Below are 24,725 nucleotides of genomic sequence, written 5' to 3' on the forward strand. Positions count from 1 at the left end.
TCCATGATGGGTGAAGCGATGACAGCACACGAAAGACCCCTCGCAAGCCAACCCGGCCTAAGACCCGCCAGCCTCGTGTTGGATATCGGTGGCACGAAAATTGCCTATGGGTTAGTCCCCGATGACGAACCCACGGCGGTTCTCGGCGAAGGGCGTATACCCAGCCAGCCAGTCGGCGGGCGTATCCGCGATCAGGTCACCGCGGCGGCGCGCGAAGCGCTTGCGCAGGCCACGGGACTTGGGCTTGACGTCGTACGCGCGGGCATTGGGGCACCGGGGGTCGTCGACACCCACACCGGGACGATCGTCTACGCCGGCGCGACGATTCCCGGCTGGCAGTCCACCACCCTGGCCTCGCTCATCCCCGGCGATGGGCAGGCGACCGCGCTGCCCATCGCGGTGCACAACGACGTTCGCATTTGGGCCTTTGGCGAGCACCACCTCGGTGCGGGTAGGGCCATCAATGCTGGAAGTCGTGCCGAAGGAGCCAACGATCGCGGGAGGGTGCTCTACGTGTCCGTCGGAACCGGCATCGGCGGCGCCGTGATGATCGATGGCCAGCTTGCCGACGGCCCCGCGGGTACTGCGGGCGAGCTCTCCGAACTCGTCGCCGCCGACTGCCGTGGCATGGCCGATCGAGTAGAAAACATCGCCTCTGAGCCTTCGCTGGTGCGCTACTACGAGGCACTTGAAAACGACCCTTCTGATCGCGCCCGGATCCCCTGGTCCGACCCGCGTGACGCGCACACCACGCTCAAGGCGATCATCGAGCGCTATCGTGCTGGGGAAACCCTAGCCAAAGAGGTTAGTGACGGCAATCTCTATGGACTAGGCCGAAGTGTGAGCGCGCTGGTAACCGCCTTTGACCTTGAGGCGGTTGTCCTCGGCGGCGGCGTGGTGGGCATCGGCACGATCATCACCGATCCGATCATCCGCGGTATCGGCGACACCGCCCTTGCACCCAACAAACAGGTTGCGGTGCTCACGAGCACCCTCGAGGGCACCGCTCCACTCGTGGCTGCCGCGGCCTATGCCCGCGCGGTTCACAACAACGAATCAATCAAGTAGAAACCCGGAATCAACCATGACTTTTCAGTTTCAATCCAGCAACCTTGACGGCCGCCGCCAGGAGATCTTCGACCGCGTGCGGGGCCAGCTTATCGTTTCCGTTCAGGCGCCCGCCGGGCATGCCATGCGTGACACCCACACGCTGACCCGCGTCGCGATGGCCTGCGTCGACGGCGGCACCCCGGCCATTCGGTGCGGCGGCTATGGCGGGCTGGAGGACATCGCCTCCATCGCACAGGCCGTGGACGTACCGATCTTTGGCCTCACCAAGGAAGGCACCACCGGCGTCTACATCACCCCGACGAAGAAGTCGGTTGCCAACGTCGCACGCGCAGGTGCGGCCGTCGTGTGCGCGGATGCCACCTTCCGGACCCGCCCAGACGGTTCGGAGTTCGCCGACCTGGTCCAGGTGGCCCACGACGAGGGCGTTGTGATGATGGCCGATTGCGCCACCCCGGAGGAAATGGCCGCCGCCTACGAGGCCGGTGCAGATATCGTGTCCACCACTTTGGCCGGCTACACCGACCACCGCGCCAAGACCCACGGCCCGGACCTCGACTGCCTGCGTGCCGGGCGCAAGCTGGTCGGCCCGGACGCCTTCATCATCGGCGAGGGGCGCTTCCACGAGCCAGCTCATGTCGCTCATGGCCGCCTGGCTGGTGCCGACGCGGTGATCGTCGGCACGGCAATTACCGCCCCCGACTGGATCACCGCACACTTCGCGGAACTGCTCAAGTAAGCAGTCTTCCTTGGTGCCACCGCCCGCGTGGCTGCAAGTGTCCCCAGCGCTGCCGTCCCCGATTTCTCGAGGAGGGCGGCGCTTGTGCGCATTCGCCTTCAAAAAGTAGGCGTCCGCTTCCGCCGGCAGTGTCATTAATATGTATCCAGTGGAAATTATTGACAAAAGGGAGTGAGCTTCAAGTTTGCGGTCGAAAGGAGTCGGTCGAAAGGAGTCTGCTTTCGACCCCGGGTTGCTGGCCGGGCCGCCATGTGCAGGCTTTTTTCTGTGGATGCTCGAGACTGAATTCGACCGCAAATCTGAAGCCCGCGGGAATTCTGGCCCCGTGTGCATAATTTCCGCTCGCCGTGCGGCGCGTGAGGGGTGCGGGCTCGAATGATGGGTGCGCGGCAAAGAAGAAGCGCCACCGAGCTTCGAGCGGGTATCGGCAGCGCTTGTGGCTGTGCGGTTGGCCGAGGTGGTGGCCTAGGTGGTGGGCTGTGACTCGGGAGCGGCGCTGATTTGGCGCGCGATGGAGCGTCGCAGCGGGGTGTAATGGGTGTCGACGAGCTCGGAGAAGCGGGTGGCATCCCCGTCGTGGAGGGCGCGAATCATGGACTCGTGTGCGCCGAGGGTTATCTGGACATCTTCGGGCATGGAGAGTTTGACCAGGGGTAGGACCTCCATGTGGACCTGCCAGAAGGCGTCGGAAAGCTCTTTGATAAGCGGATTGGAGATGGGCGCGAGTAGGAGCCGGTGGAACTCGCGATCCTCCTCAGCGAAGTCCACGCCCTGGACATGCTTGGCGCGCATTTTGTCTACCACGGCCAGGATGGGGGAGATGTCCTGGCCTTTCCATCGCTCAGCAAGTTCGTCAGCGAGCGCGTGATCGAAGGCGGCGCGCAGGTCGACGACGTGTTCGAGGTCTTTGAGGGAGTCGTCCACATTGAGCATGACGCGTAGTACCATGCCGCGCACCAATGGTTCAAGGGACATTCCGGAGACGTACGTGCCGTGCCCGTGGCGGACCTCGACGATATCGAGGGAGCTGAGGGTGCGCATGGCCTCTCTGACGGAGGAGCGCGAACAATCCAGCGTTTCGCACAGCTCGGTCTCGCTGGGCAATGCGTCCCCCGAATGGAGGTGGTTGGTGCGAATAAAGCGCACAATTCCATCGACAGCCATGCTTGATGCGCTTTTCGGTTTGATGGCCATGACCTACTCCTTCGGTGTGCAATCGGGCACAGGTGATAGAAAATAATACCCCAGAGGGTGCGAAAATCTATTTCACTTTTATCTCAACTCGCTCGTGGCTCGATTAAAAGGGGCAGGCCACGAGCTTTTTATTTCTTGGGCTGCGATGAGGCATAGACCCAAAAGATGTCCCTTATGTGAACTACTACCAAATAATATTTGAATAAGTTCTGGCTAACATCAGATGTCTGATGTACATTGTTGAGTGTAACCCCCCTGAGGTCTTGTGGGGAACAAACTTGGAGCGGTTGTAGCCAACACGACACCAAGGCCAACTACATACCTCCCGCCCCGGGAAACTCTTGGTCCGTAGGCTTGCGGCACTTGGCTTCCACGCTGGTAGGGGCGGGAAAGCCTCACACACTTCACTGCTTTAGGTTGGGGTGCGCGCGGTTGAATACGCACATTTGGCGCCTACCACGCAGCACTTAGCACACGCCTCAGGCACCCTCCCAATATCCATGAGAAGAGGAGCCAGTCATGGCAAATCTCTCCCGCCGCAACTTCCTACGCATCACCGGTGTCTTGGGTGCTGCCGCCGGCCTCTCTGCCACCATCTCCGCCTGCGCACCTGACAAGCCGAACAACACCAGCAGCGGGGGAAGCACCGCAGCGGCTGGTTCGGAGAACAAGGACGGCACCATTAAGGCCGCCATCTCCTACGAGCTGGGCACCAACGGCTACGACCCGATGACCACCACCGCCGCGCTGACCGTGGCCGTCAACTGGCACGTCCTCGAGGGTCTGACCGAGATGGATCCCGCCAGCGGCGAGACCTACGCCACGTTGGCCAAGACCCTGCCGTCGTCGGAAGGCACCAGCATCTCCGCATGAGCTTTCCGGTGGCCAGCGTCAGCGCGTGCTCATCGCCATGGCGCTGACTCGTAACCCGAAGCTGCTCATCGCCGACGAGCCGACCACCGCACTCGACGTCACCGTCCAACACCAGGTGGTGGAGCTGCTGACCGAGCTGCGCGACAAGCTGGGCTTCGCCATGATCTTCGTCTCCCACGGCTTGGCACTGGTTGCCCGCCTGGTGCACAAGATCACGGTCATGTACGCCGGTCAGGTGGTCGAGGAGGGCAAGACCAAGGAGATCCTGTCCGATCCTCGCCACGAGTACACTTGCGGCCTGCTGGGCTCGGTGCTGTCCATCGAGGCCGGCGTCGACCGTCTCTACCAGGTGCCCGGCACCGTGCCCAGCCCGCGCGAGTTCGTCGATGGCGACCGCTTCGCGCCGCGCTCCCTGCACCCGACGGTGGGCCTGCACGAGAAGCCGAAGATGCGCCACATCGAAGGCACGACGCACTCTTATGCAGCAACCGATGAGTTGCTGGCCCTGATTGGAGAGAAGAAATGAGCAAGGAACAGGCCATCATCGAAGGCCAGGTGCCCGTGGTGGAGCTGCGTGACATCAACGTCATCCACAAGACCCGCACCGGCAAGCTCTTTGCCCCGGATACCGTCCACGCCAACAAGAACGTCAACTTTAAGGCCTTCCGGGATGACGTCCACGACATCAACACGGTGCGCTGCGTCTCCGACCGCATCTCCGTGATGCTGCGTGGCGAGATCATCGAGTCCAACACGACCGAGGAGATCTTCAATAACCCGCAGCAGGAATATACCCGCACCTTGCTGGCCGCAACCCCAAGCCTGCTCGATAGCTAGCCGGGCCGAGCCCACCTGTGCCTTGAGGTCACGGGGAGACACTGCCGTCGACGTCGACCGCGCCATGTGCGCCAGGCGCCGATGGCAGTTTCTTGTTTCTTGTTTTTGCTTACCGACGCCCACAGGCCGCAGGCCTTGCCCAGCCCTGTGTGCCACCGGTGCCGCCGATCAGGCAGGTTGCAAGGCCACGAGTTGCTCCCCGCGCTTTTCGATCACGGTGGCGCCAGCTAAGCCCAAGCTTATGGGGCCGGAATATCCCGCGCGATCGATGGCGATGGTGGATTCGGTCTCGCCGGTTTGCCAGTTATAGACTGCGATTCCTTCCGCGACCGGGACCAGGAGGCGATCAGCGACGACGGTGCCGGTGCCCAACGCGCCGTCGATGACACGCTCCACGGCGAGTGTATCGGGGCGCAGCAACAACAGGCGCTTGCCATCAAACCAGGTCATGTGGTGCGGCATGTCAGCTGTTGCGGGGCCGAACACGCCCTCGTGATTGCTCACGATCGGCGCGGGATCCACGTCTTGAGAGGTGGTGAGGGTACCTGCGTCGTTGTAGACGTTTAAGGTGGTGCCGGAGGCGGAGGCGGCGTAGACGGCTGCCCCATTTTGGCTGATAGCAACCACCTGTGCTTCGGGGGACGCCAGGACGGTCTCGCCGATGATCTCCGGCTTGCGGGAGTCCTCCGGCGTGGCCTTGAGCATGCGCAGCCAGGATACGTTGCCGCATTGTTCGACCACGGCGAGGAGCTCCTTGCGGGTCAGAGCCGAGCGGATGGTGCAGTCCTCGTTGGGCTGGTACCCGGCTTCCTGCTTGGCCTCCACGTCGCCATACTCGACGGTGCGCACGAGGTCATTGCGCCACAACTCCACACGATCCTCGCCGACAATGCCCACGCGGTCATTGGAGGAAACCGGCACGGGATTGTCGCTGGCGATGGCGCTGCGCGTGCGCGCATAGGTGCCCTTCTGGGCGTCGATGGCCACGACATCGCCACAGCCCACGCCCGTGCGGAAGTCCACCACGGCCTTCTTCCAGGCCTGCCCCAAAGAACATAATTCCTCATCGCGAGAATATGTCCACAGGGCCTGGCCGGTGGACGGATTCACGCCCGTGATCACCGTCTTGGCCCCTGTGGAGCCGGAGGTATCGGCGGTGATGGCAACCCCGTCGGCGATGATCGGCTTGGTGTTGAAGGCGTCCGCAGGTCCGGTCCAACTGGGGGTAAGGCCAGCCGGTATCGTGGTGGGAGCAGCCTGGGCCTGATACTGCTGCGTGGCCGGGCTGAGCTCCGCGTTGCGGATAGGTGCTGTAGCCCACGCCGCGGACACGGCGACCACGCTTATCGCGGTGATAACCGAGGTGGCGATCCAATTCTTGCGGTTGCTGCCAACCGTGGCGGACAAAGAGGCGGACATGGTCTCCTATTGTGCTCGAAAGGTATAGCGCTGACAATTACGCCCCTTGACGGGCATGGAGGTCCCAAGACGGCGCTGAAGATAATACGGGAGATGATCCGGCGGCTGCTTAGTCGCCGCGGCGTCGTCCGCGACCGCGCGAGCTGCGCCCACGGGCACCACCGGTCCCACGCCCGGACCCTGAGCCTGCCGTGCGCGGGTTGCGGGCGCGATCGCGGGTACCGCCGATGACTTTGCGTGCAGGGCCGATCTCCTCCGTGGCATCCTCCGGGATGTCCAAAGCCTCATACAGCTCCGGGGAGGTGCTAAACCACTGCGGCGGTACGGGCAGGTCGAGGCCGATCTCCTCGTTAATCAGCGACCACTTGGTCACCTCGTCGTATCCAACCAGCGTCACCGCGGTGCCGGAGTGTCCTGCACGCCCGGTGCGTCCGATGCGGTGGACATAGGTCATCGGATCGTCTGGGGTCTGGTAGTTGATGACGTGAGTGACATCGTCGATGTCGATGCCGCGGGCGGCCACGTCGGTGGCTACCAGGATCTCCACCCGGCCGGTGCGGAAAGCATTCAGTGAGGTCTCGCGGGCAGCCTGGCCTAGATCGCCATGGACGGCGGCGACGGAAAAGCCACGCGCGGCGAGGTCGTCGGCAAGCTCGGCGGCGGTGCGCTTGGTGCGCGCGAAAATAATGGTCTTGCCACGGCCGCGTGCCTGGAGGATGCGGGCGGTGACTGCGGGCTTGTCCATGCGGTGGGCCTGGAAGATCACCTGCTTGGTGCTGGCGTGGGTCTGCGAGGCGCCCACGTCCTCGGCGCGGATGTGAACCGGCTGGGTCATAAACGTGCGCGCCAATGTGAGCACCGGGCCGGGCATGGTTGCCGAGAACAGCATCGTCTGGTGCTCGTGGGTTAGTGCCTGCAGAATCTTCTCAATATCGGGGAAAAAGCCAAGATCGAGCATCTCGTCGGCCTCGTCCAGCACCAAGATGGCCACCCGGTCAAGCGCAAGGTTGCCCCGCTTGAACAGATCCAGCAGGCGGCCCGGGGTACCGACGACGACGTCGACGCCGCGCGCCAGCGCCTGGACCTGATCCTCGAAAGGATGCCCGCCATAGATGGTGGTCACCCGCACCGGGGTGAGCTTGGCTGCGCGCACTAAGTCATCGCCTACTTGCTGCGCTAGCTCGCGGGTGGGCACCACCACCAAGGCGCGCGGGGTGCCGTCGAGCTCCTCGACGTCGGCGGAGTCGAAGACCCGGTCAAGCAGCGGGACGCCGAAACCGAGGGTCTTGCCCATGCCGGTGCGAGCCTGGCCGATGAGATCGCGACCGTCGAGGGCGATCGGCAAGGTGAGCTCCTGGATGGCAAAGGTATGGGTGATGCCTTGGGCCGCAAGAGCGTCGGTAAGCTCTACGGCGACGCCGAGCTGCGTGAAAGAGGGATGCGAATTTGGTGCTGACACAATCTCGATACTAACTGTTGGCCGCTAAGATAAGTGAGGTTACGCGGCCAAGTTGCCCACACGTTGGCAACGGTGTGAAACTTAAGCGGTTGTTTGAGCGTTGAAGCACATGCCCGCAAAAATAATTCCGCGCGTCAAGCCAGCGTTATCGGCGGGCAGCGCGCAAGGGGCGCGCCTTTAACAATCGAAACAAACACATAAACCTACAAGGAGTAGCCAACACTATGGATATCAAGATCGGTTTCGCAGATTCCCCACGTGAGCTCGTCATTAACTCGCAGTCCTCGCAGGAGGAGATCGCGGCCCGCGTGTCCGAGGCGCTCGGCAACGATAGCGGCGTCCTCGATCTTTCCGACGAAAAGGGCAACCGTTACCTGATCCGTAATTCCCGCATCGCCTATGTCGAGGTGGGTACTCAAAACACCCGCACCGTTGGATTCGCGGGGGCCTAACATCGATGTCTTCTGAGTCGGCGAATGAAAGCTTCCTTGTCCGCTTTGCCAAGGAATACGGTTGGCGTGCCTACGCCATCCCGGTCCTGACCGTCATCACGGTGTGGGTCTTGTACGACGTTTTCATTTCGCCGACCCCAGAGCCCATCGTCGCCACCTCCGGCACCCAGGCCGGGGAAGGATCCGGCCACGAAGAGCAGGAGGGCAACGTCGGGCCTGACCCGGCCGACCAGCCCGCGATCGCCATCGCGGCGGAGGAGCTGCCTGCAGGCGGCCCTTACACCGAAAAGGGCGATACCACCTACCGCCAGGTGGGCGTTGCTGGTGCCGCTGCGGGCGAAGGCAAGGAGAAGACCTTTACCTACGTGGTGGAGGTGGAAAACGGCGTGGACACCGCAGGTTATGGCGGCGATGACGCTTTTGCCACGATGATCGATGCGACGTTGACTAATCCCAAGAGCTGGATTGCCGATCCGGCCTTCCGCTTCGAGCACATCGCCGATCCGGAGCAGGCCGACTTGCGCATCCAGCTCACCTCGGTGGGCACAACCCACGAGCTGTGCGGGCATGACATCGCCATGGAGACCAGCTGTTTTTACAACGACGGCGGCCGTGTGGTGCTCAATGAGTCCCGCTGGGTGAGAGGGGCTACCCCCTTCAACGGCGACATTGGCGGTTACCGCCAGTACCTCATCAACCACGAGGTCGGCCATGGCATCGGCTATGCCGCACACGAGGCCTGCACCGAGGACCGTCAGCTCGCGCCGATCATGATGCAACAAACGCTGAGTCTTTCCAACGCGGAGTTGCATGCCATCGACGCCACCGAGGTCTATGAGGACAACGGCAACGTGTGTCTGCCGAACCCCTGGCCTTATCCGCGCGCCTAGTGTAACCCTAAAAGACCTGCTCAGACGGGTCTTTTTCGTATTCAGCCGCGGAGCGGGGAAGGGGGAAAAACACTTGCCCAAAGTTGTTGACGAATCAACAAACATGGCTTATGATGGCATCATGCAATTCGGAATTTTTACTATCGGCGACGTTACCACCGACCCCATCACCGGCAAGACCCCTAGCGAGCACGAGCGCATTCAGAACACGATTGCGATCGCGAAGAAGGCGGAGGAGGTTGGGCTGGATGTCTTTGCCACCGGCCAGCATCACAACCCGCCTTTTGCGGCACCGGCCAACCCGCCTATTTTGCTCTCTTATCTGGCAGCGCAGACCGAAAAGATTATGTTCTCCACGGCCACCACCTTGATTACCACCACCGACCCGGTGCGGTTGGCAGAAGATTATGCCTACGCCCAGCACCTGGCCAACGGCCGGCTTGACCTCATGCTTGGCCGCGGCAACACCGGCCCGGTGTACCCGTGGTTCGGCAAAGACATTAGGAAGGGTATCCCGCTGGCGGTGGAGAACTACCACCTTTTGCGCACCCTGTGGCGCAAGGAGAATGTGACCTGGTCGGGCGAGTTCCGCACCCCGCTGCAGTCCTTTACCTCCACCCCGCGCCCGTTCGATGACACCCCGCCGTTTGTGTGGCACGGCTCCATCCGCTCGACCGAGGTCGCCGAGCAGGCGGCCTTCTACGGCGATGGCTTCTTCCACAACCACATCTTCTGGAATATCGAGCACACCCAGGCGATGGTCAACCTCTACCGCCAGCGCTTCGAACACTATGGGCACGGCTCTGCCGACCAGGCGATCGTCGGACTCGGCGGCCAGGTCTTTATCGGGGAGACGGAGCGCAAGGCCAAGGACTTCTTCCGCCCTTACTTCGACAATGCGCCCGTGTATGGGCACGGTCCGTCGCTCGAGGAGTTTGAGCGCCTGACCCCGTTGACCGTAGGCACCGCGGAGCAGGTTATCGAGCGTTACCTCGGCTATGCCGACGCCGTTGGTGATTACCAGCGGCAGCTGTTCCTCGTCGACCACGCCGGTTTGCCGCTGGAGGTCGTGCTCGAGCAGATTGAGATCCTGGGTACCGAGGTCGTACCGGTGCTGCGCAAGGCATTTGAGCTGCGCCGTCCGGCACATGTGCCATCCGACCCGCCGACCCATGCAACCCTGGTGGCGGCAGGCCCCGAGCACTACCACCACGAGATCCAGCCCGCGAGCGCGCTGGCGGCCAGTGCAAAGTAAGAGACTAGAAACGAAGTGATGACACCACCATGAAGACTCTTCTTGTTGTCCACGCCGGACTGTCGCACCCCTCGCACACTGCTACTGTCGCCCAGGACATCGCCGATGCCGTGGTCGCCCAGGTGAGCAAGCGAGGGGAGGGGCTGGAAGTTGCCACCATCTCCATCGCGGAGTACATGCAAGACATTGCCACCTATTTCACCACCGGGGTGCCGACCCCGAAGCTGAGCGAGGTGCAGTCGCGCATTGCCGACGCCGACGCGATGATCGCTGCAACCCCGGTGTTTACCGCGAGCTACTCCGGTCTGTTCAAGATGTTCTTCGACACCCTCGATCCGAAGCTCATCGTGGGCAAGCCCATGATCATCGCCGCCACGGCCGGCACCCCGCGCCACAGCCTCGTGCTCGAGCATGCGGTGCGACCCCTGTTTGCCTATCTCAACGCCGTGGTGGTTCCCACGGGCATCTTCGCCGCCACCGAGGACTTCGGCGAGGAAACCAACCTCAACGCACGCATCACCAGGGCCGCGACCGAGCTGGCCAAGCAGCTGGTAGATACCACGGGCGTGGTTGGCTTTGGCCCAGACTTTAATGACGGCGCTGCCGTACCGGAGCAGGCAAAGCCTGCGACAAACCCCTTCCTCAAGCCCTCGAGCAGCTTCGCGGACCTGCTGCGCGGGCATGACGGCGGCAACTAATCCGCCCGCTGCACAGCGTTGTGCAAGCGTCCATCGATTCCTTTTTCAAGCCCCGGTACCCGAGACGGTGCCGGGGCTTGAAAAGACGCACCGGAAAACGTCGGAAAGCAAGGCGCAGGCGGGGCGGACTAGAATCGACGTTCATGGAATTTACTGCGTTGCCCGATCACGTCCGCGATGCCTTTCACGCCTCAGATCACGAGGCCAAACAGCTAGGCCCCGCGTGGGACTACGGCTGGCGCGTGGGCACGATGGTCTTTAGCCAGGTCGCCCACCATGATCGCAGCGCTTGGTCGGCGCGCGTGCGCGAAAACCTACATCCGGCAGGCGTGCGCATCGTGCGCCCCATACGCTCGGCAGATGGCCGCTTCACCAACGCCGGGTGGCGGGCCAACACCTACGTCGCAGGCATCGTCACCAAGCGGGTCGACGAGACCGTGGCCGCGGCCTTGCGCCTCGACGAGGCACTCGCCGAGCTGGAGATTCCGGATTCGTTCTACGAGGTGGACAACTCCGACCTCTTTTCCATCGCCGATCACTGGGCATGGTCGGACAACCCCTTTGCGCAATTAGAGTTCGACCGGGATATCCCCGCCCAGGAAACCAGCGCGGAACTGCTAGAAAAGATCTCCCGGCTGCTCGCCCCCATCGACGCGCCCGTGCAGGTCACCCACGCCGATATGTTTGGCACCACCATCTACGCAGGCTCTCAGGCCCCCACGGTCACCGACCTTGTGGGGGTAGCGCACCCCTATGGGTATACGGCGGCGCTGAGCATCATCGACGGGCTGGCCATCGGCGCCATCGATGAGGCCATCATCGACCGCTACAACCACATTCCCCACATTGACCAGCTCTTATTGCGCGCGTTGGCCTACCGGGTGTGCGTGCACGCGCTGCACCCACAGGCAACATCGAACACAGGTACGAATTTGAATTGGGTGGCGGGCGCAGTCATGTCGCGCGTTTCTGTCACACTCTAAGGTATGACTCCGCCACTACCACCCACACCCCGCGTCCGCCTCGTCGCCCCCGCCAACACCCATGTCTACCGGCACTGGGACAATCCGCTCTTTGAAAAAGCACAGGGAAGCTGGCGGCTGACCGGACCTGCTGGCAGTGGTGTCACCAGCCTCGTGTGCGATGTGGTGGCAAAGCAGATTCGCAGTGGTGTCGATCCCTCCACCATCCTGGTGATAGCCACCTCCAAGGAGGCGGCAGCGCAGCTGCGCCGGGGGATCACCGACCGGCTGTCGGATTTTTCTTTTAGCTCGGCCACCACCATGGTCCGTTCCGTTCACTCGGTGGCCTTTGCCATCCTGCGCCAGACCATGGATGAGGGATTAAGGCTGATCACCGGCTCCGAAATGGACGCCGTCATCCGCGAGCTGCTGGAGGGCAACGCCGCCGAGCGCACCGTGGCCTGGCCCGCGGATGCCACCGCCGCGCTGGAAATGGTGGGATTCGCCCGTGGCCTACGCGATTTTCTCCTGCGCGCCTTAGAGCGCGGCTTAGGGCCACAGGACCTCATCGAGCTGGGCTCGAGGTACAACCGTCCGCTGTGGATGTCAGCGGGGCAGTTCCTGCGCGAGTATCAGGCGGTCATGGCGCTATCGGGAAGGCGCAGCCTTTCTGCCTCCGAGCTTGTCTCCGAGGTCTTGCTGCACGAGATCCCAGACATCGGTGCCCGCACCGTCATCGTCGATGATGCACAGCACCTTGACCCCAAATCCGCGCAGCTGGTGGCCACTCTCGCCGAGCGGGCGGAGTTGTCCATCATCGCAGGCGATCCGGAACAAGCTGTTTTTCACTTCCGCGGCGCGGATCCGGACTTCCTGAGAAAGCACCCCGTCGAGCATGAGCTGCGCCTAGAAAAAAGCTTCCGTGCCCCGCATACCGCCGGCTACATTTTGCCTACCGACGGTGCCCAGTGGGAGTTCGTCGCCGATCGCCTGCGCCGCGAACATCTGCTCGAGGGCGTGGCCTGGAAAGACATGGCGGTCATCGTGCGCTCCCAATCCCAGATCGCCCCCGCGCGCCGTGCCTTGTTGGCGGCGGGTGTGCCCGTCCACGTGGATCCAACAGATCTGGTGCTGTCCACCCAGCGCATCGTGTCCTCGCTGCTCCTTGCCGTGCGCGCGCTGCACGGAAAACTGACCGCGGCCGAAATAGAGGAGCTGGCCTTGGGCCCCATCGGTGGCGCCGACCCGGTGACCTTGCGCAGACTCTACCGGGGCTTGCGCCTGGCCGAGATTCGTCGCGGTGGGACACGGCGGGCGGCACAGATGCTCGAACGCCTCATTATTCCCGATGCCCGCTTCGCCGACGAGCGCGCCGAGTTGGAGGCGGACGCGAAAGACGTCCTCACCGATCGCGAGCAAGACATCCTCGACCGCGTGCGTGGGGTGCTCGACGCAGGTCGTGCGGCGATCGATGCCCACGGCAGCGTGGAGGAGGTTCTGTGGGAAATATGGCACGCCACCGGATTGTCGCAGCACCTGCAGGCGGTGAGCCTGCGCGGGGGTGCCGCAGGCTCCCAGGCCGATCGCGACCTCGACGCAGTGATGGCCTTGTTCGATGCCGCCGGTGACTTCGTGGAGCGGCGCCCGTCGGCGTCGGTAAGCGCCTTCGTGCGCCACATCGAGGAACAAGAACTCCCCACCGGCGTGCGCGACCGGCGCCTTGCCACCCCGGACGCCGTACATGTTTACAGCGCGCACGGTACCACCGGCAAGCAGTGGCACATCGTGGCCGTGGCGGGCGTACAAGAAGACGTGTGGCCGCAACTGGGGGAGACCGGCTCACTGTTCGGTCAGGAAGAGCTCGTTGACCTGCTCGATGAGGGGATTGTTCCCGGAACCCCAGTCTCACATGCCGCAGCGCGTCTGGCCGAGGAAAAGCGCCTGTTCCACCTGGCGTGCACTCGCGCTACAGGCACGTTGATTGTCACCGCCGTCGATGCCCCCGACGCCGATGAGGTGCGCGAACCCTCCCGGTTTATGCGGGAGCTCGGGCGCGTGCATTACCTGCTGGACAGCGAGGCGGATGCGGGCAATTCGCCAGCCCAGGCAACAGAAGGCGACGCCTCCGCCACCGACGACGCCCTTGCGCTGGAATTCGCTGAGCCCGGTGCCGTAGCAGAGCCGACCTACGTGCGCCTGCTCAGTGTTCCGAGTATCGTCGGCGAGCTGCGCCGGGTCGTGGCATCCGGCGCGGATTCGCCATTCGATGCCGCTGACCGGGAGCAGGCGGCCCGTCAGCTGGCCCGCCTGGCCGCGGCCGGGGTGCCCGGTGCCGACCCCGCAACTTGGTGGGCCGCCGGTGGCAGGAGCGAGTCGGAAGAACTCGACGTGCGTGCCATTTCCCCCTCACTACTGGAGACGGGATTGGAATGCCCCCTGCGCGCCAGCCTGTCGCGGGTGCGCGTGGAATCGGAAAACACGGTGCCTATGATGCGCGGTACCTTGGTCCACGCCTTCGCCGAGGCGGTTGCCAACGGCGTGGATGCCCCCACCGCGCGCGGGTTGGTGCGCGCGGCCTACGAACAACTCATCGGGGTGCCCTCCTGGCTCGTGCCCTCCTCGATGCAGGCCTGGGACACGATGGTTTCCCGGCTGGAGAAATGGATGGTGGAAAACGCCGCCCGGTTCGAGCTCATCGGTACCGAAGTCCCCGTCAAGGTCGACGTCGGCCACGGGGTCACCATCGCCGGGCGCATCGACCGCCTTGAGCGATCCAAGGATGGCCTGCGCATCCTCGATCTGAAAACCGCCAAGACCGCGATCACCAAGGCCCAGGCCGCCGAGCACAAGCAGCTCGCGGCCTACCAGTTAGCCCTGAGCAAGGGCGAGTTGCACACCGATGAGGAAGGCAAACCAGAGGTTAAAAGCGGCGGCGGCCTTGAGATCGACATGGCCCAGCTGGTCTACCCGGCCCCTGAGACCAAGGCCATGACCACCCGCGAGCAGGTGGCCAAGACGCAAGAAGAGCTCGATGAGCTCAACGCGCAGCTGCCCACCCTGCTGGCCCAATTGCGCGGGCCGGAGTTTATCGCGCGCATCAACCCCAACTGCCAATACTGCGACTTCCACACCATCTGCCCAGCTACCGCCACCGGAAGGATGACCCCACAATGACGAACCCAACAGCAGGTGAGCAGGTGCATGCACCCGTAGTTGACCCCATCCAGCTGTCGGCCATGCTGGGACAGAAGTTTCCGCCCACCCCGCAACAGGCCAAGGTCATCGCCGCCGACCTTAGCCCCATGCTGGTGGTCGCCGGTGCGGGTGCCGGTAAGACCGAAACCATGGCCGCGCGCGTGGTGTGGCTGGTAGCCAATGGCTATATCACCCCAGATCAGGTATTGGGACTGACATTTACTCGCAAGGCCGCCCAGCAGCTAGGACAGCGCATCCGGCACCGCCTGGAGCAACTCGCAGGGATCGAGCAGCTGCGCGATCTCGATCCGACCGGGAAGTTGGCTCACACTTTGGAGGCTATTAGCCCCCAGGTGTCTACCTATGACTCCTTCGCGGGTAGCCTGCTGCGCGAGTTTGGGCTGCTGCTGCCGATGGAGCCCAGCTCCCGGCTGATCACCGAAACGGAGCTTTACCAGCGCGCACACCAGATCGTGAGCACCTATTCCGGCGAGCTTTCGGTGAGCAACTCGGTAGGCGATGTGGTGGGAAAGGTATTGGCCTTGTCCCAGGAGATGGATAACCACATGGTCAACCCGGCGGACATTGCCGAGGAGACCTTCCCGTTTGTGAGCCTATTCGACGAGCTTCCCAAAGCACCGCGGCAGCGCGACAGCCTCAACAAGGACATGACCAACTACCGAGACACGCAGCTTCACCGCCTGCAGTTCTTGGACCTTGTGCGCCTGCTGAAAGAGGACCTCAAGGACAACCACCTCATTACCTTCGGCGAGCAGATGTCGCTGGCGGCCCGGCTTGCCGAGGCGAACCCCTCCGTGGGGCAGCAGCTGCGCCGTCGCTTCAAGGTAATCATGCTCGACGAGTACCAAGACACCAGCCACGCCCAGCGCGTGTTACTGTCAAGCCTGTTCAAGGGGCAGGCGGTCACCGCCGTGGGCGATCCCATGCAGTCCATCTACGGTTGGCGCGGTGCGACGGCGGCCAACCTGGAAAGCTTCGTCACCGACTTCGCCGCCGATGATAAGCCCGCGCCGAAGATGGAACTGACCATCTCCTTCCGCAACCCCGCCGAAGTCCTCGACCTCGCCAACGCGGTGTCAGCGACGGTGCTGGAAAAGCCCGGCGGCGGCCCGCGCCCCGTGGCGCCGCTGTCACCGCGCCCCGGCGCAGGTCCCGGCAAGGTGGAGCTGGGCTTTTTCAAAACCCAGGAGGCAGAGCTGGACTTCGTGGCCGATGAATTGGCCGCAGAATACGCACTCGCCAAGCAGGAGGCCCGGCCGTTTACCGCCGCGGTGCTCGTGCGTAAGAACCGACAGGCGCAGCCGATCGCGGATGCCCTGGCCGCGCGCGGCATCCCCTTTGAGATCGTGGGCACCGCCGGATTGGTGGACGTCCCGGAGATCCAGGACCTGATTGCAACCGCCACGATGCTGGTGCGCCCGTGGGACTCCCATGCGGCGATGCGCATGCTTTTCGGCCCGCGGGTAGGGTTGGGCATCAATGACGTGAAGGCCTTGGCCGAGCGCGCAGCCAACCTTGCGGGACGGTCCAACAAGAAGGTGGAGTACTCGATTGATCCACTCATCAAGCTGGAGCAGATCATCGCCGAACAGTCCACCCAGGAACCGGAGACAGTGGTGGGGCTGGCCGACGCCCTGGCAGACCTCGGCGAGCCGGAGCGCTACTCCGCCGAGGGCTATCGGCGTCTCCAAGAATTTGCCTCCGTGCTGCGCTACCTGCGTACCTATGGGCTTAGCCAATCGCTGCCGGACCTGTTCACCGAGATCGACAACCAGCTTGGCCTGCGCACGGAGGTACTTACGCGTCAGGACCCGCGCGAAGATGGCGCGGTGGGAACCACCCACCTGGAGCGCTTTGCAGATGTGGTCGCCCAGTTCGCTGCGGTGCCGGGCAACACGCTGCCGATGTTTTTGGACTATCTTGCATTGACCCGCGACCACGAGGGCGGGCTGACCCCGGGCGAGGTTCAGGTGCGCGCCGACCGGGTGCAGATTCTTACGGCCCACAAGGCCAAGGGATTGGAATGGGGTACCGTTTGCGTGCTCAACGCCGACGCGAGCACCTACGGGGGCAAGGCGGAGACCTGGCTGACCAGGGTAGAAAGGGTTCCCTCTACCCTGCGCGGTGACGCCAAGCACGATGCCGGATTGGGCAATGGCGCGCCGGTCCTCAACGTCGAAGACGTCACCAATCGCAAGGAGTTTGAGGAGGCGATCAAGGCCCACATCGATGACTTCCGCAACGATCTGGCCGAGGAGTCCACTCGTTTGTTCTATGTGGCGATGACCCGCTCCGAGCACCGGCTCATGATCACCGCGCACGCGCTCGACGGAACCATCAAGGGCGCCGAGCCCTATGAGAATTTTGAGCTACTCAAGCAGCGGCAGGACATTCTCGCCCCGGAGACGGTGGTCTCCTGGTATGACCGCGCCGAGGACGCCGACGAGGCCGCCGCCAAGGCGCCGGTGGAGGCTATCTTCCAGTCCGGGTGGCGCCCGCGCGGAATGGCGGTGGTGGAAGAGGCGATGGCGTCCCTGCCGGAGCTCAGCCAAGACAAGGAGATCTACACCACCTGGGAAAAGGAGGTGGCTGCGCTGATCGAGGAGTACACCGCCGCCCAGACACCGGTGGTGGAGGTGGAGTTATCCCGTGAGCTCACCGCCACCGACATGGTCGCGCTGAAGGCGAATCCGGAGCAGTTCGCCCGCCGCCAGCGCCGCCCGGTGCCCTTTAAGCCCAATAGCTATGCAAAGCGCGGTACGGCCTTCCACCAGTGGTTGGAGGATCGCGCCGGCGGGCAGGCGTTGCTCGATGTGGATGAGCTCCCCGGCATCGACGAGGAACTCACCGATGTGGATCTGGAGGCCTTGAAGCAGGCGTTCCTTTCTTCCGAGTGGGCCGACCGCATGCCGCGTTTCGTGGAGCAACCCTTCGAGGTTTCGATCGATGGCATCGTCTTGCGCGGGCGCATGGATGCGGTCTTTGAATCGAGCGACGGCCACTGGCAGATCATCGACTGGAAGACCGGCCATCGTCCCACCGCGGCGCAGATGGTGGCCACCCGCCTGCAGCTTGCGGTCTACCGCCTGGCATGGTCGCGCTTGAAGGGCATCGATGAGCAGGAAATCGAGGCCGCCTTCTATTACGTCATGGACGGCGAGCTCATCGCGCCGAAGGATCTGCCCGGCGAGGCGGAGCTGGCGAGGTTATTGCGGCAGGCGCAGGCACATGGTGCCTCGGATCTCTCGGATGGTTCCGGAGGAAAACCTATTCACATCTCGACCCAATAGAGAAAACAATCCACATCGAAGCAAGAGATTTCCTATGCACGCTAGACCGAACCTTCCCCGCAACGGTGCTCGCCGAAAGCCTGCGTGCTGCGGGGCAATAGAAAGAGGCGAGGGGTGTGGTCGTGGGAAGTGGCATTCCTAGGTTTGGTGTTTTGGATTGAGAAGTAGAATGGCAGAATACTGTGGGCTGCGTGTGCGGCCCACGCCGTTCTATTCCCTCAATTGATCAAAGTGTCTGGACTTGTGATGCGTCATGGCTAACCGTTATTTCGAGCGCTTCCGCTCGGTGGACAAGCTTACGGGCATGCCTGAGCACACCTTGTTGCATGTCATCGGGATGCCTGCGAAGCAGGTCGCCAGCCCGGTCAAGCTGATCTTGAGGCGTTTCGTTTACGCTTTGGGGCTGATTATTGCCGTGGCTTTGATCGTGTACTTCGACAAGGGCGGGTACACGGAGCCGCTGACCTTCATCGATGCGTTGTACTATTCGGCGGTGTCACTGTCGACGACAGGTTATGGTGACATCACCCCGGTCACGCAGCAGGCGCGCCTGCTTAACATCATCATCATTACCCCGCTTCGCCTGTTGTTCGTCGTCCTCCTGGTCGGTACCACCTTGTCGGTGCTGACGGAGGAGTCGCGCAAGGCATGGCAGATTCAGCGCTGGAGGAAGAGATTGCGCAATCACACCGTGGTCATCGGATACGGCACGAAGGGCCGTTCGGCGGTTGCCGCTTTGCTTGCCGACGGCGTACCGCCGAAGGACATCGTCGTCGTCGACACCGACCAGCATGCCTTAGAGCTAGCCGCAAGCGCTGGCCTGGTAACCGTGACTGGTACGGCCACCAAGTCGGATGTCTTGCGCCTGGCGGGCGTGCCCAAGGCGAAGGCCGTGGTCGTGGCTCCGAACCTGGATGACACGGCGGTGCTGGTGACCTTGAGCGTGCGCGAGCTTGCCCCCTCCGCGTGGATTGTGGCAAGCGTACGCGAGTCGGAGAACCAGCATCTGCTAGAGCAGTCGGGCGCAGATTCGGTGGTGATCTCCTCCGAGACGGCCGGCCGCATGCTTGGCCTGGCAACGGTGACGCCGTCGGTGGTGGAAATGATGGAGGACCTTCTCTCACCCGATGAAGGCTTCTCCGTCGCCGAGCGCCTCGTGGCCGAGGATGAAGTGGGTGCCAACCCCCGGCACCTTGCAGACATCGTGCTCGGCGTGGTGCGATCCGGCGAACTCTACCGCATCGACTCGCCGGAGGCCGAGACCGTCGAGCCGGGCGATCGCCTGCTGTACGTGCGCCGCGTCTTCGCCGACGATGGCCAGAACTAGTCCCCTGAGGTGAGCGTTTATTCAGATGCATGAGGATTGCCTGCTTTTCGACGCCTACGGTCGCATCCAACACGAAAACGGCACACCGAAACTGTCGCAAAGGGTGGCCTTATTGCCCGCCTTCCCGATAGGAGATGGCCTGTGGGTGCAGCGCCTAGGCCATAAGGGTGAGGGCCCACAGTGGCACAGGGCAAGCGATAAATTGGCCGTGTATGCCCTCGGCGTCTTGGGTTTTAGAGAGCGTACCCGCGTCGATCCCACCAGCGGTGACGAGCTGGATTTCCAGCATCCCACCGTCGGGCGCACCGAAGCTGGAAGGGAGGTGTTCCCGCGCATCGATCCGGCGGTCATCGGGATCATCGAGCTCGCTGGTCAACAGCGAATCCTCCTGGGCAAGAATCGGCTGCGCCCGAGTTTCTACTCGCTGGTGGCCGGCTACGTGGATCTGGGCGAGACCTTCGAGGCGGCTATGGTGCGCGAGGTCAAGGAGGAGACCGGGCGCCGCATCGAGGACGCAACGTATGTGGCCAGCCAGCCATGGCCGTATTCGGGTTCGGTGATGGTGGGCATGAAGGCCACCACCACCGACGAAGATCCCGTCACCCAGACTGACGGGGAACTCATCGACATCGTGTGGGCCAGCAGAAAAGACATCGACGACAAGGTGTATCCGCTTCCCACCACGGGCTCGCTTGCGGCACGGCTGATCGGGGAGTGGATGCGCCAGCCCCGCAGCTAACAAGCACTTGTTCCACGGCTGCCTCACACTCAGCGGTGACGCGAAGGTTTGTCACAACTACATCAAGGATCCACATTCATCAAGGGGAAGGAATAGCACGTGGGTGTAAACCTCGGCGATCTCGATTCCGATCAGCTTCAGGCGGCCACCGCCCCGCGGGGCCCGGTGGCGATCCTGGCCGGGGCGGGAACGGGTAAGACCCGCACGATCACCTACCGCATTGCCCACCTCATCGATCAGGGGCTGGCCAGCCCCGGGCGCGTGCTGGCGGTGACGTTTACCAACCGCGCCGCCGGCGAGATGCGCCACCGCCTAGGGCTCATGGGCATCGGCGGGGTCCAGGCACGTACCTTCCACGCGGCAGCGCGCAGGCAGCTGCGCTATTTCTGGCCACAGGTGGCAGGGGATCTTCCGTGGCGGCTGGTCGACAACAAGTTCCCGCTGGTGGGACGCGCGGCCCGTTCGGTGGGGCTACAGACCGATACGGAAATGGTGCGCGACCTCCTCGGTGAAATCGAGTGGGCGAAGGCGATGCTGATCGCCCCCGACGGCTACCTCGACCATGCGGGAAGTCGCAAGCCGCCGACGGCACCGGAGAAGGTGGCCGAGGTCTATCGCCGCTACGAGCAGATGAAGACCACTCCTGAGGGCATCCTCTTAGACTTCGATGACCTCTTGCTCCACACAGCGGGAGCCTTGGAGAATTCCTCCGCCATCGCCGAGGAGTTTAGGGAGCAGTACCGCACCTTCGTCGTCGACGAGTACCAGGACGTCACCCCCCTGCAGCAGCGGGTCCTCAACGCCTGGTTAGGCGAGCGCGATGATCTCACGGTGGTCGGCGATGCCAACCAGACCATCTATTCCTTCACGGGGGCAACCCCGGACTACCTGTTGAATTTCTCGCGCACCTACCCGCACGCCACGGTGGTCAAGCTGCAGCGTGACTACCGTTCCACCCCACAGGTCACCGACCTTGCTAACCGGGTCATCGGGCAGGCAACCGGCCGGGTGGCGGGCACCCGCCTCAAGCTGGAGGGCATGCGTCCGGCAGGTCCGGAGCCGACGTTTTTAACCTTCGAGGATGAGCCCAGCGAGGCCCGCGCGGTGGCGGGCCACATCAAGCAGCTGCTGGCCAAGGGCCTGCCCGCGCACGAGATCGCGGTGCTGTATCGCATCAACGCCCAGTCGGCGGCCTTCGAGCAGGCCCTGGCTGATGCGGGGATCATCTACCAGGTTCGCGGTGGCGAGGAGTTCTTCCAGCGCGCTGAGATCCGCCAGGCTATGAACCAGCTGGCGCGCGCCGGGCAGGTGGAGGATTATCTCGCCGCCACAGGTGAGCACCTGCAGTCGGTAGTAAAGGCCGCGCTGGCGCCACTGGGTTTGACGGACGCTGAGCCCGATGGCGCGCAGGCCCGTGAGCGTTGGCAATCGCTCAAGGCGCTGTCCGAGCTGTGCGAGGAACTGACCCGAGCCACCCCTGACCTTGATCTCGCTGGGTTGATCCGCACCTTGAATGAGCGCGCCAGTGCCAAGCACCCGCCGACGATGGAGGGCGTGACCCTGGCATCTTTGCATGCGGCTAAGGGGCTGGAGTGGGATGCGGTTTTCCTGGTGGGTTTGACCGAGGGCATGATGCCGATCAGCCATGCCATCAAGGCGGGCGATACTCAGATAGAGGAGGAGCGTCGCCTGTTCTATGTGGGCATTACCCGCGCGCGCGAGTACCTATTTCATTCCTGGGCGAAGGCGCGCCAGGAGGGCGGGCGTGCCACCCGCAAGCGTTCCCGCTTCCTCGACGGCATCGCCCCGGACGTGGATGCGATCACGATGGGGCGTCGCAGCAGGGTGCAGCGCTGCCGCGTGTGCGGCCGAACCCTGGAGACCGCTACGGCGAAGGTGTTGGGGCGTTGCGAGACTTGCCCGTCGGAGGCGGGCGAGGGCGTATTCGAGGCCCTGCGCACCTGGCGCCTGTCCGTGTGTACCCATCTGCAGCAGCCGGCCTACATGGTTTTTACCGACGCGACGCTCATGGCTCTGGCCGAGGCTATGCCCGAAACGGAAGCGGACCTGCTTGCGATCGCAGGCGTTGGCCCCGTCAAGGTGGAAAAGTTCGGGGCGGATGTTTTAGAGGTGCTTGAGCAGTTTCGTTAGCCCAGCTAGTCAGGCTAAGCGGGGATCCTGGCGAACGGCTGGGCCCCGCACCGTTCGACCGAGATGAGGGACATCATCTTAAGGTGTCGGATCGATGACCGCAGCTTATGATGTGAAAACGTCGAGGGGTAATTCAAGGCCGGCGCGCAATCACCCGCGTCGAGTCTCACGCGGTGGCGCCGCGGCCTGCTTCGCATTCGGCGCCGTAGCAGGCGGTGCCGTCAGGTTCCCTGCTGTCATTGCACCTGCTGTCACATGCACAGCCTTCATTTTCTTCGCCGTTGCACCCACACCCGGAGTGCTTTCCGACGTCGCGGGCCTCGCCTTCGATCCAGGTTTCCACGCCCGGCACGCTTGACAGGCCCCTGCAGGCGGGGCTTTCTAAGCTGTCGAGGGCCTCGAGGTCTTCGGTTGTTACGATGGCGGGCCTAGCAGGCGGGTAGCGCAGTTTGTTCTTGAGGTCCTTGGCGTCGCGGTGCGCGAGCACTTCCGCGTCGAGCAGCGGTGGCAGTTTTCCTTCGGGGTGCTCGCACAGCGGGCACAGTTTCAGCCTTTCCATAACACCCACGCTCACCTCGTCGCGGTAGGGACTCATGCGCACCACCTGGCCCGGTTCCGGCCTTTCAACCTGCATCCCGGGGCCGGGAAGAGGCTCGGTGAGGTTGTGCAGGATCGCGGCCACCCGGGATGCCAGCATGTGCTCGCACAGGGGGTCAAAGCGCATGGCCGCGCTGAGCTGGCTGCGCAGGATGCGGGCCTGCGGGTCGGCGCGCAATTCGTGAAGGTCGATGCAAAATGGGCACGGCCCGTCACCGTCGATACGCAAGGGGCCGATGATCACCTCCCCGTCCACGATGCGGGCGGGAATGATGGTTCTTCGGCGCGCAAGCAGCGCGGATCGCGCCGAGAGCAGGTGGCGGAAGCCGATATCGATGGCGGGGATGGATTCGCTGATGCGAAGCAAGAAGCTGCCCTCGGACTCGTCGCGCTGCGGCAGGCGTGGCTTCATGCCTGTCTCGGTGAGGATGTCGGCGACGAGGGAGGCGGTGTGCGAGCGGCCGAGGATGGCGACCTCCCTGTCGGGGACGAAGACAGTGAGCACACCGTGGGCCAAGAGATCGCTAATCAGGTTGCGGCTGGGGATTATCCCCAGGCCGGTGTTGCGCAGCTGCCTCGGTAGGGTCAGGGTGGGGCGTCGACAGGCGGCGAGCACGCCTGCCACCTTGGCGATGAGATGCTCGGGCAGCGCGACGATGCCCGCGCGTTCCGGGTCGGTGCCACACTGCAACCCGGTCGGCGGGCGCAGGATGATGTGGGCATTGCGGCTTAACACCAGCGGGGCGGCGGTGGTGTCGATATTGTCCAAGGCGCGTACCTTTCGTCGGGCTCGAATACGGGGCCGTGCCTCAACGAGCATGCGACGGGGAAACCTTTCCCTCCAGCCGTCGGTGCGGTTGGCGGGTGGTTGGCTAAGGTTGTCTACTATGCAAGACCACGTAGAGCCCGCAACGGATTTCGCCGTTGAGGTGATTCGTTCTGCTCGTCGCAAGAAGTCGATCGCGGCAAAGCTGGTAGACGATAAACTTATCGTCCGCGTTCCCGATTGGCTTTCGCCGACGGAGGAGGCCGAGGCGGTGGCGCAGATGGTGGCCAAGGTCAAGGCCAAGAAAACCTCCCATGGACTAGGCGACGATGACCTCGCCACCCGTGCCCAGCGCCTCAACGAGCAGGTCCTCGACGGACGCGCCCGGTTTGAGTCGATCCGCTGGGTGACTAATCAGAACACTCGCTGGGGAAGTTGTACCCCCGCGACTGGGACGATCCGGATTTCGCACCTTTTGCAGCAGGTGCCGTCCTACGTCCTCGACTCCGTGATCGTCCACGAGCTGGTCCATACCTTTACTAAAGGAGGTCACAGCGATGAGTTTTGGTTCTGGGCCGACAAGGCCCCCAAGGCCGAGCGCGCGAAGGGATATCTCGAGGCCTATTCCCGCTTTGGGCGTTGATGGCGGCCGATTCCCAGTGATACCGCCTGATATCGCTTGTTTCCGCCACAGCGCTCATCTCCGCCGTGGAATACACGTGGCTGCCGTGAAAACACTGGTGGCTTTAAGGCATACAAAACCCCGGGTCACCACGCACGCTGTGGTGGATCA

At 63.3% G+C, this 24,725-nt stretch carries 17 protein-coding genes and 3 pseudogenes; 16 read left to right on the plus strand and 4 right to left on the minus strand.

Translation table 11 applies throughout. The features are described from left to right. Positions 1–18: 18 nt before the first annotated feature. Both PAB09_RS03295 and PAB09_RS03300 read left to right on the plus strand, forming a co-directional pair. Complete coding sequence (locus tag PAB09_RS03295; RefSeq protein WP_271034653.1) at positions 19–1,068, plus strand: ROK family protein; 1,050 nt, start codon at positions 19–21, stop codon at positions 1,066–1,068. Between the two features lie 16 nt (positions 1,069–1,084). Further along, complete coding sequence (locus tag PAB09_RS03300; RefSeq protein ID WP_271034654.1) at positions 1,085–1,807, plus strand: N-acetylmannosamine-6-phosphate 2-epimerase; 723 nt, start codon at positions 1,085–1,087, stop codon at positions 1,805–1,807. 465 nt (positions 1,808–2,272) lie between these two features. On the opposite strand, the gene PAB09_RS03305 is transcribed toward PAB09_RS03300, so the two are convergent. After that, on the minus strand, positions 2,273–3,001 hold the full coding sequence (locus tag PAB09_RS03305) for a FadR/GntR family transcriptional regulator (protein ID WP_271034655.1): 729 nt from the start codon (positions 2,999–3,001) through the stop codon (positions 2,273–2,275). 519 nt (positions 3,002–3,520) lie between these two features. Here PAB09_RS03305 and PAB09_RS03310 point away from each other — a divergent pair. The 3 pseudogenes from PAB09_RS03310 to PAB09_RS13305 all read left to right on the plus strand — a co-directional run. After that, positions 3,521–3,865: pseudogene (locus PAB09_RS03310) on the plus strand (twin-arginine translocation signal domain-containing protein); the annotation flags it as partial. Beyond that, positions 3,864–4,400, plus strand: a pseudogene (locus PAB09_RS03315) (oligopeptide/dipeptide ABC transporter ATP-binding protein); the annotation flags it as partial. The pseudogenes PAB09_RS03310 and PAB09_RS03315, both read left to right, overlap by 2 nt. Before the next feature lie 152 nt (positions 4,401–4,552). Beyond that, positions 4,553–4,711 (plus strand): annotated as a pseudogene (locus PAB09_RS13305) (ABC transporter ATP-binding protein); the annotation flags it as partial. A gap of 168 nt (positions 4,712–4,879) precedes the next feature. On the opposite strand, the gene PAB09_RS03325 reads toward PAB09_RS13305, so the two are convergent. Both PAB09_RS03325 and PAB09_RS03330 read right to left on the minus strand, forming a co-directional pair. Further along, positions 4,880–6,130 (minus strand): Rv3212 family protein, encoded by a 1,251-nt coding sequence (locus tag PAB09_RS03325; protein WP_271034657.1) that lies wholly within the window; start codon positions 6,128–6,130, stop codon positions 4,880–4,882. Positions 6,131–6,239: 109 nt separating this feature from the next. Beyond that, positions 6,240–7,589 carry a DEAD/DEAH box helicase gene (locus PAB09_RS03330; RefSeq protein ID WP_271034658.1) on the minus strand — a complete coding sequence of 450 codons (1,350 nt, stop codon included), beginning with the start codon at positions 7,587–7,589 and terminating at the stop codon, positions 6,240–6,242. Between the two features lie 224 nt (positions 7,590–7,813). Between PAB09_RS03330 and PAB09_RS03335 the strand changes: the two genes are divergently transcribed. The 10 genes from PAB09_RS03335 to PAB09_RS03380 all read left to right on the plus strand — a co-directional run bounded on the left by PAB09_RS03335 (position 7,814) and on the right by PAB09_RS03380 (position 22,569). Further along, positions 7,814–8,041, plus strand: a complete 228-nt coding sequence (locus tag PAB09_RS03335; RefSeq protein ID WP_271034659.1) for a DUF3107 domain-containing protein — start codon at positions 7,814–7,816, stop codon at positions 8,039–8,041. A 5-nt stretch (positions 8,042–8,046) separates the two neighbouring features. Continuing rightward, positions 8,047–8,931, plus strand: a complete 885-nt coding sequence (locus PAB09_RS03340) for a DUF3152 domain-containing protein (RefSeq protein ID WP_271034660.1) — start codon at positions 8,047–8,049, stop codon at positions 8,929–8,931. Positions 8,932–9,052: 121 nt separating this feature from the next. Then, entirely contained in the window at positions 9,053–10,186 is a 1,134-nt protein-coding gene (locus PAB09_RS03345; protein WP_271034661.1) for a CE1758 family FMN-dependent luciferase-like monooxygenase, read from the plus strand. Positions 10,187–10,215: 29 nt separating this feature from the next. Further along, the gene (locus PAB09_RS03350) at positions 10,216–10,884 is read left to right on the plus strand and encodes a CE1759 family FMN reductase (protein WP_271034662.1); all 669 of its coding nucleotides are present in this window, start codon (positions 10,216–10,218) and stop codon (positions 10,882–10,884) included. Positions 10,885–11,027: 143 nt separating this feature from the next. Further along, positions 11,028–11,867 (plus strand): TIGR02569 family protein, encoded by an 840-nt coding sequence (locus PAB09_RS03355; protein ID WP_271034663.1) that lies wholly within the window; start codon positions 11,028–11,030, stop codon positions 11,865–11,867. Between the two features lie 3 nt (positions 11,868–11,870). Then, entirely contained in the window at positions 11,871–15,020 is a 3,150-nt protein-coding gene (locus tag PAB09_RS03360) for an ATP-dependent DNA helicase (protein ID WP_271034664.1), read from the plus strand. Then, complete coding sequence (locus PAB09_RS03365) at positions 15,017–18,352, plus strand: ATP-dependent helicase (protein ID WP_271034665.1); 3,336 nt, start codon at positions 15,017–15,019, stop codon at positions 18,350–18,352. The genes PAB09_RS03360 and PAB09_RS03365 overlap by 4 nt, the downstream gene beginning before the upstream one ends. Positions 18,353–18,605: 253 nt before the next feature. After that, positions 18,606–19,679, plus strand: coding sequence for a potassium channel family protein (locus PAB09_RS03370; protein WP_271034666.1), 1,074 nt, complete (start codon positions 18,606–18,608; stop codon positions 19,677–19,679). Positions 19,680–19,704: 25 nt separating this feature from the next. Beyond that, positions 19,705–20,418: an NUDIX domain-containing protein gene (locus PAB09_RS03375; protein WP_271034667.1), complete on the plus strand. Its 714-nt coding sequence runs from the start codon at positions 19,705–19,707 to the stop codon at positions 20,416–20,418. Positions 20,419–20,517: 99 nt separating this feature from the next. Further along, positions 20,518–22,569, plus strand: coding sequence for an ATP-dependent DNA helicase UvrD2 (locus tag PAB09_RS03380; protein WP_271034668.1), 2,052 nt, complete (start codon positions 20,518–20,520; stop codon positions 22,567–22,569). A gap of 166 nt (positions 22,570–22,735) precedes the next feature. On the opposite strand, the gene PAB09_RS03385 is transcribed toward PAB09_RS03380, so the two are convergent. Further along, positions 22,736–23,935 carry a hypothetical protein gene (locus tag PAB09_RS03385; protein ID WP_271034669.1) on the minus strand — a complete coding sequence of 400 codons (1,200 nt, stop codon included), beginning with the start codon at positions 23,933–23,935 and terminating at the stop codon, positions 22,736–22,738. Between the two features lie 118 nt (positions 23,936–24,053). Here PAB09_RS03385 and PAB09_RS03390 point away from each other — a divergent pair, with 118 nt between their 5' ends. Further along, positions 24,054–24,575 carry a M48 metallopeptidase family protein gene (locus tag PAB09_RS03390; protein ID WP_271034670.1) on the plus strand — a complete coding sequence of 174 codons (522 nt, stop codon included), beginning with the start codon at positions 24,054–24,056 and terminating at the stop codon, positions 24,573–24,575. Positions 24,576–24,725: the final 150 nt, after the last annotated feature.

The sequence above is a fragment of the Corynebacterium sp. SCR221107 genome (genome assembly GCF_027886475.1).
Taxonomy (GTDB): domain Bacteria; phylum Actinomycetota; class Actinomycetes; order Mycobacteriales; family Mycobacteriaceae; genus Corynebacterium.

Bases quoted from the DNA above. Each gene is read 5' to 3' on its own strand.
- PAB09_RS03295 (WP_271034653.1), top strand. From the start codon at position 19: ATGACAGCACACGAAAGACCCCTCGCAAGCCAACCCGGCCTAAGACCC.
- PAB09_RS03300 (WP_271034654.1), top strand. From the start codon at position 1,085: ATGACTTTTCAGTTTCAATCCAGCAACCTTGACGGCCGCCGCCAGGAG.
- PAB09_RS03305 (WP_271034655.1), bottom strand. From the start codon at position 3,001: ATGGCCATCAAACCGAAAAGCGCATCAAGCATGGCTGTCGATGGAATT.
- PAB09_RS03325 (WP_271034657.1), bottom strand. From the start codon at position 6,130: ATGTCCGCCTCTTTGTCCGCCACGGTTGGCAGCAACCGCAAGAATTGG.
- PAB09_RS03335 (WP_271034659.1), top strand. From the start codon at position 7,814: ATGGATATCAAGATCGGTTTCGCAGATTCCCCACGTGAGCTCGTCATT.
- PAB09_RS03340 (WP_271034660.1), top strand. From the start codon at position 8,047: ATGTCTTCTGAGTCGGCGAATGAAAGCTTCCTTGTCCGCTTTGCCAAG.
- PAB09_RS03345 (WP_271034661.1), top strand. From the start codon at position 9,053: ATGCAATTCGGAATTTTTACTATCGGCGACGTTACCACCGACCCCATC.
- PAB09_RS03350 (WP_271034662.1), top strand. From the start codon at position 10,216: ATGAAGACTCTTCTTGTTGTCCACGCCGGACTGTCGCACCCCTCGCAC.
- PAB09_RS03355 (WP_271034663.1), top strand. From the start codon at position 11,028: ATGGAATTTACTGCGTTGCCCGATCACGTCCGCGATGCCTTTCACGCC.
- PAB09_RS03360 (WP_271034664.1), top strand. From the start codon at position 11,871: ATGACTCCGCCACTACCACCCACACCCCGCGTCCGCCTCGTCGCCCCC.
- PAB09_RS03365 (WP_271034665.1), top strand. From the start codon at position 15,017: ATGACGAACCCAACAGCAGGTGAGCAGGTGCATGCACCCGTAGTTGAC.
- PAB09_RS03370 (WP_271034666.1), top strand. From the start codon at position 18,606: ATGGCTAACCGTTATTTCGAGCGCTTCCGCTCGGTGGACAAGCTTACG.
- PAB09_RS03375 (WP_271034667.1), top strand. From the start codon at position 19,705: ATGCATGAGGATTGCCTGCTTTTCGACGCCTACGGTCGCATCCAACAC.
- PAB09_RS03390 (WP_271034670.1), top strand. From the start codon at position 24,054: ATGCAAGACCACGTAGAGCCCGCAACGGATTTCGCCGTTGAGGTGATT.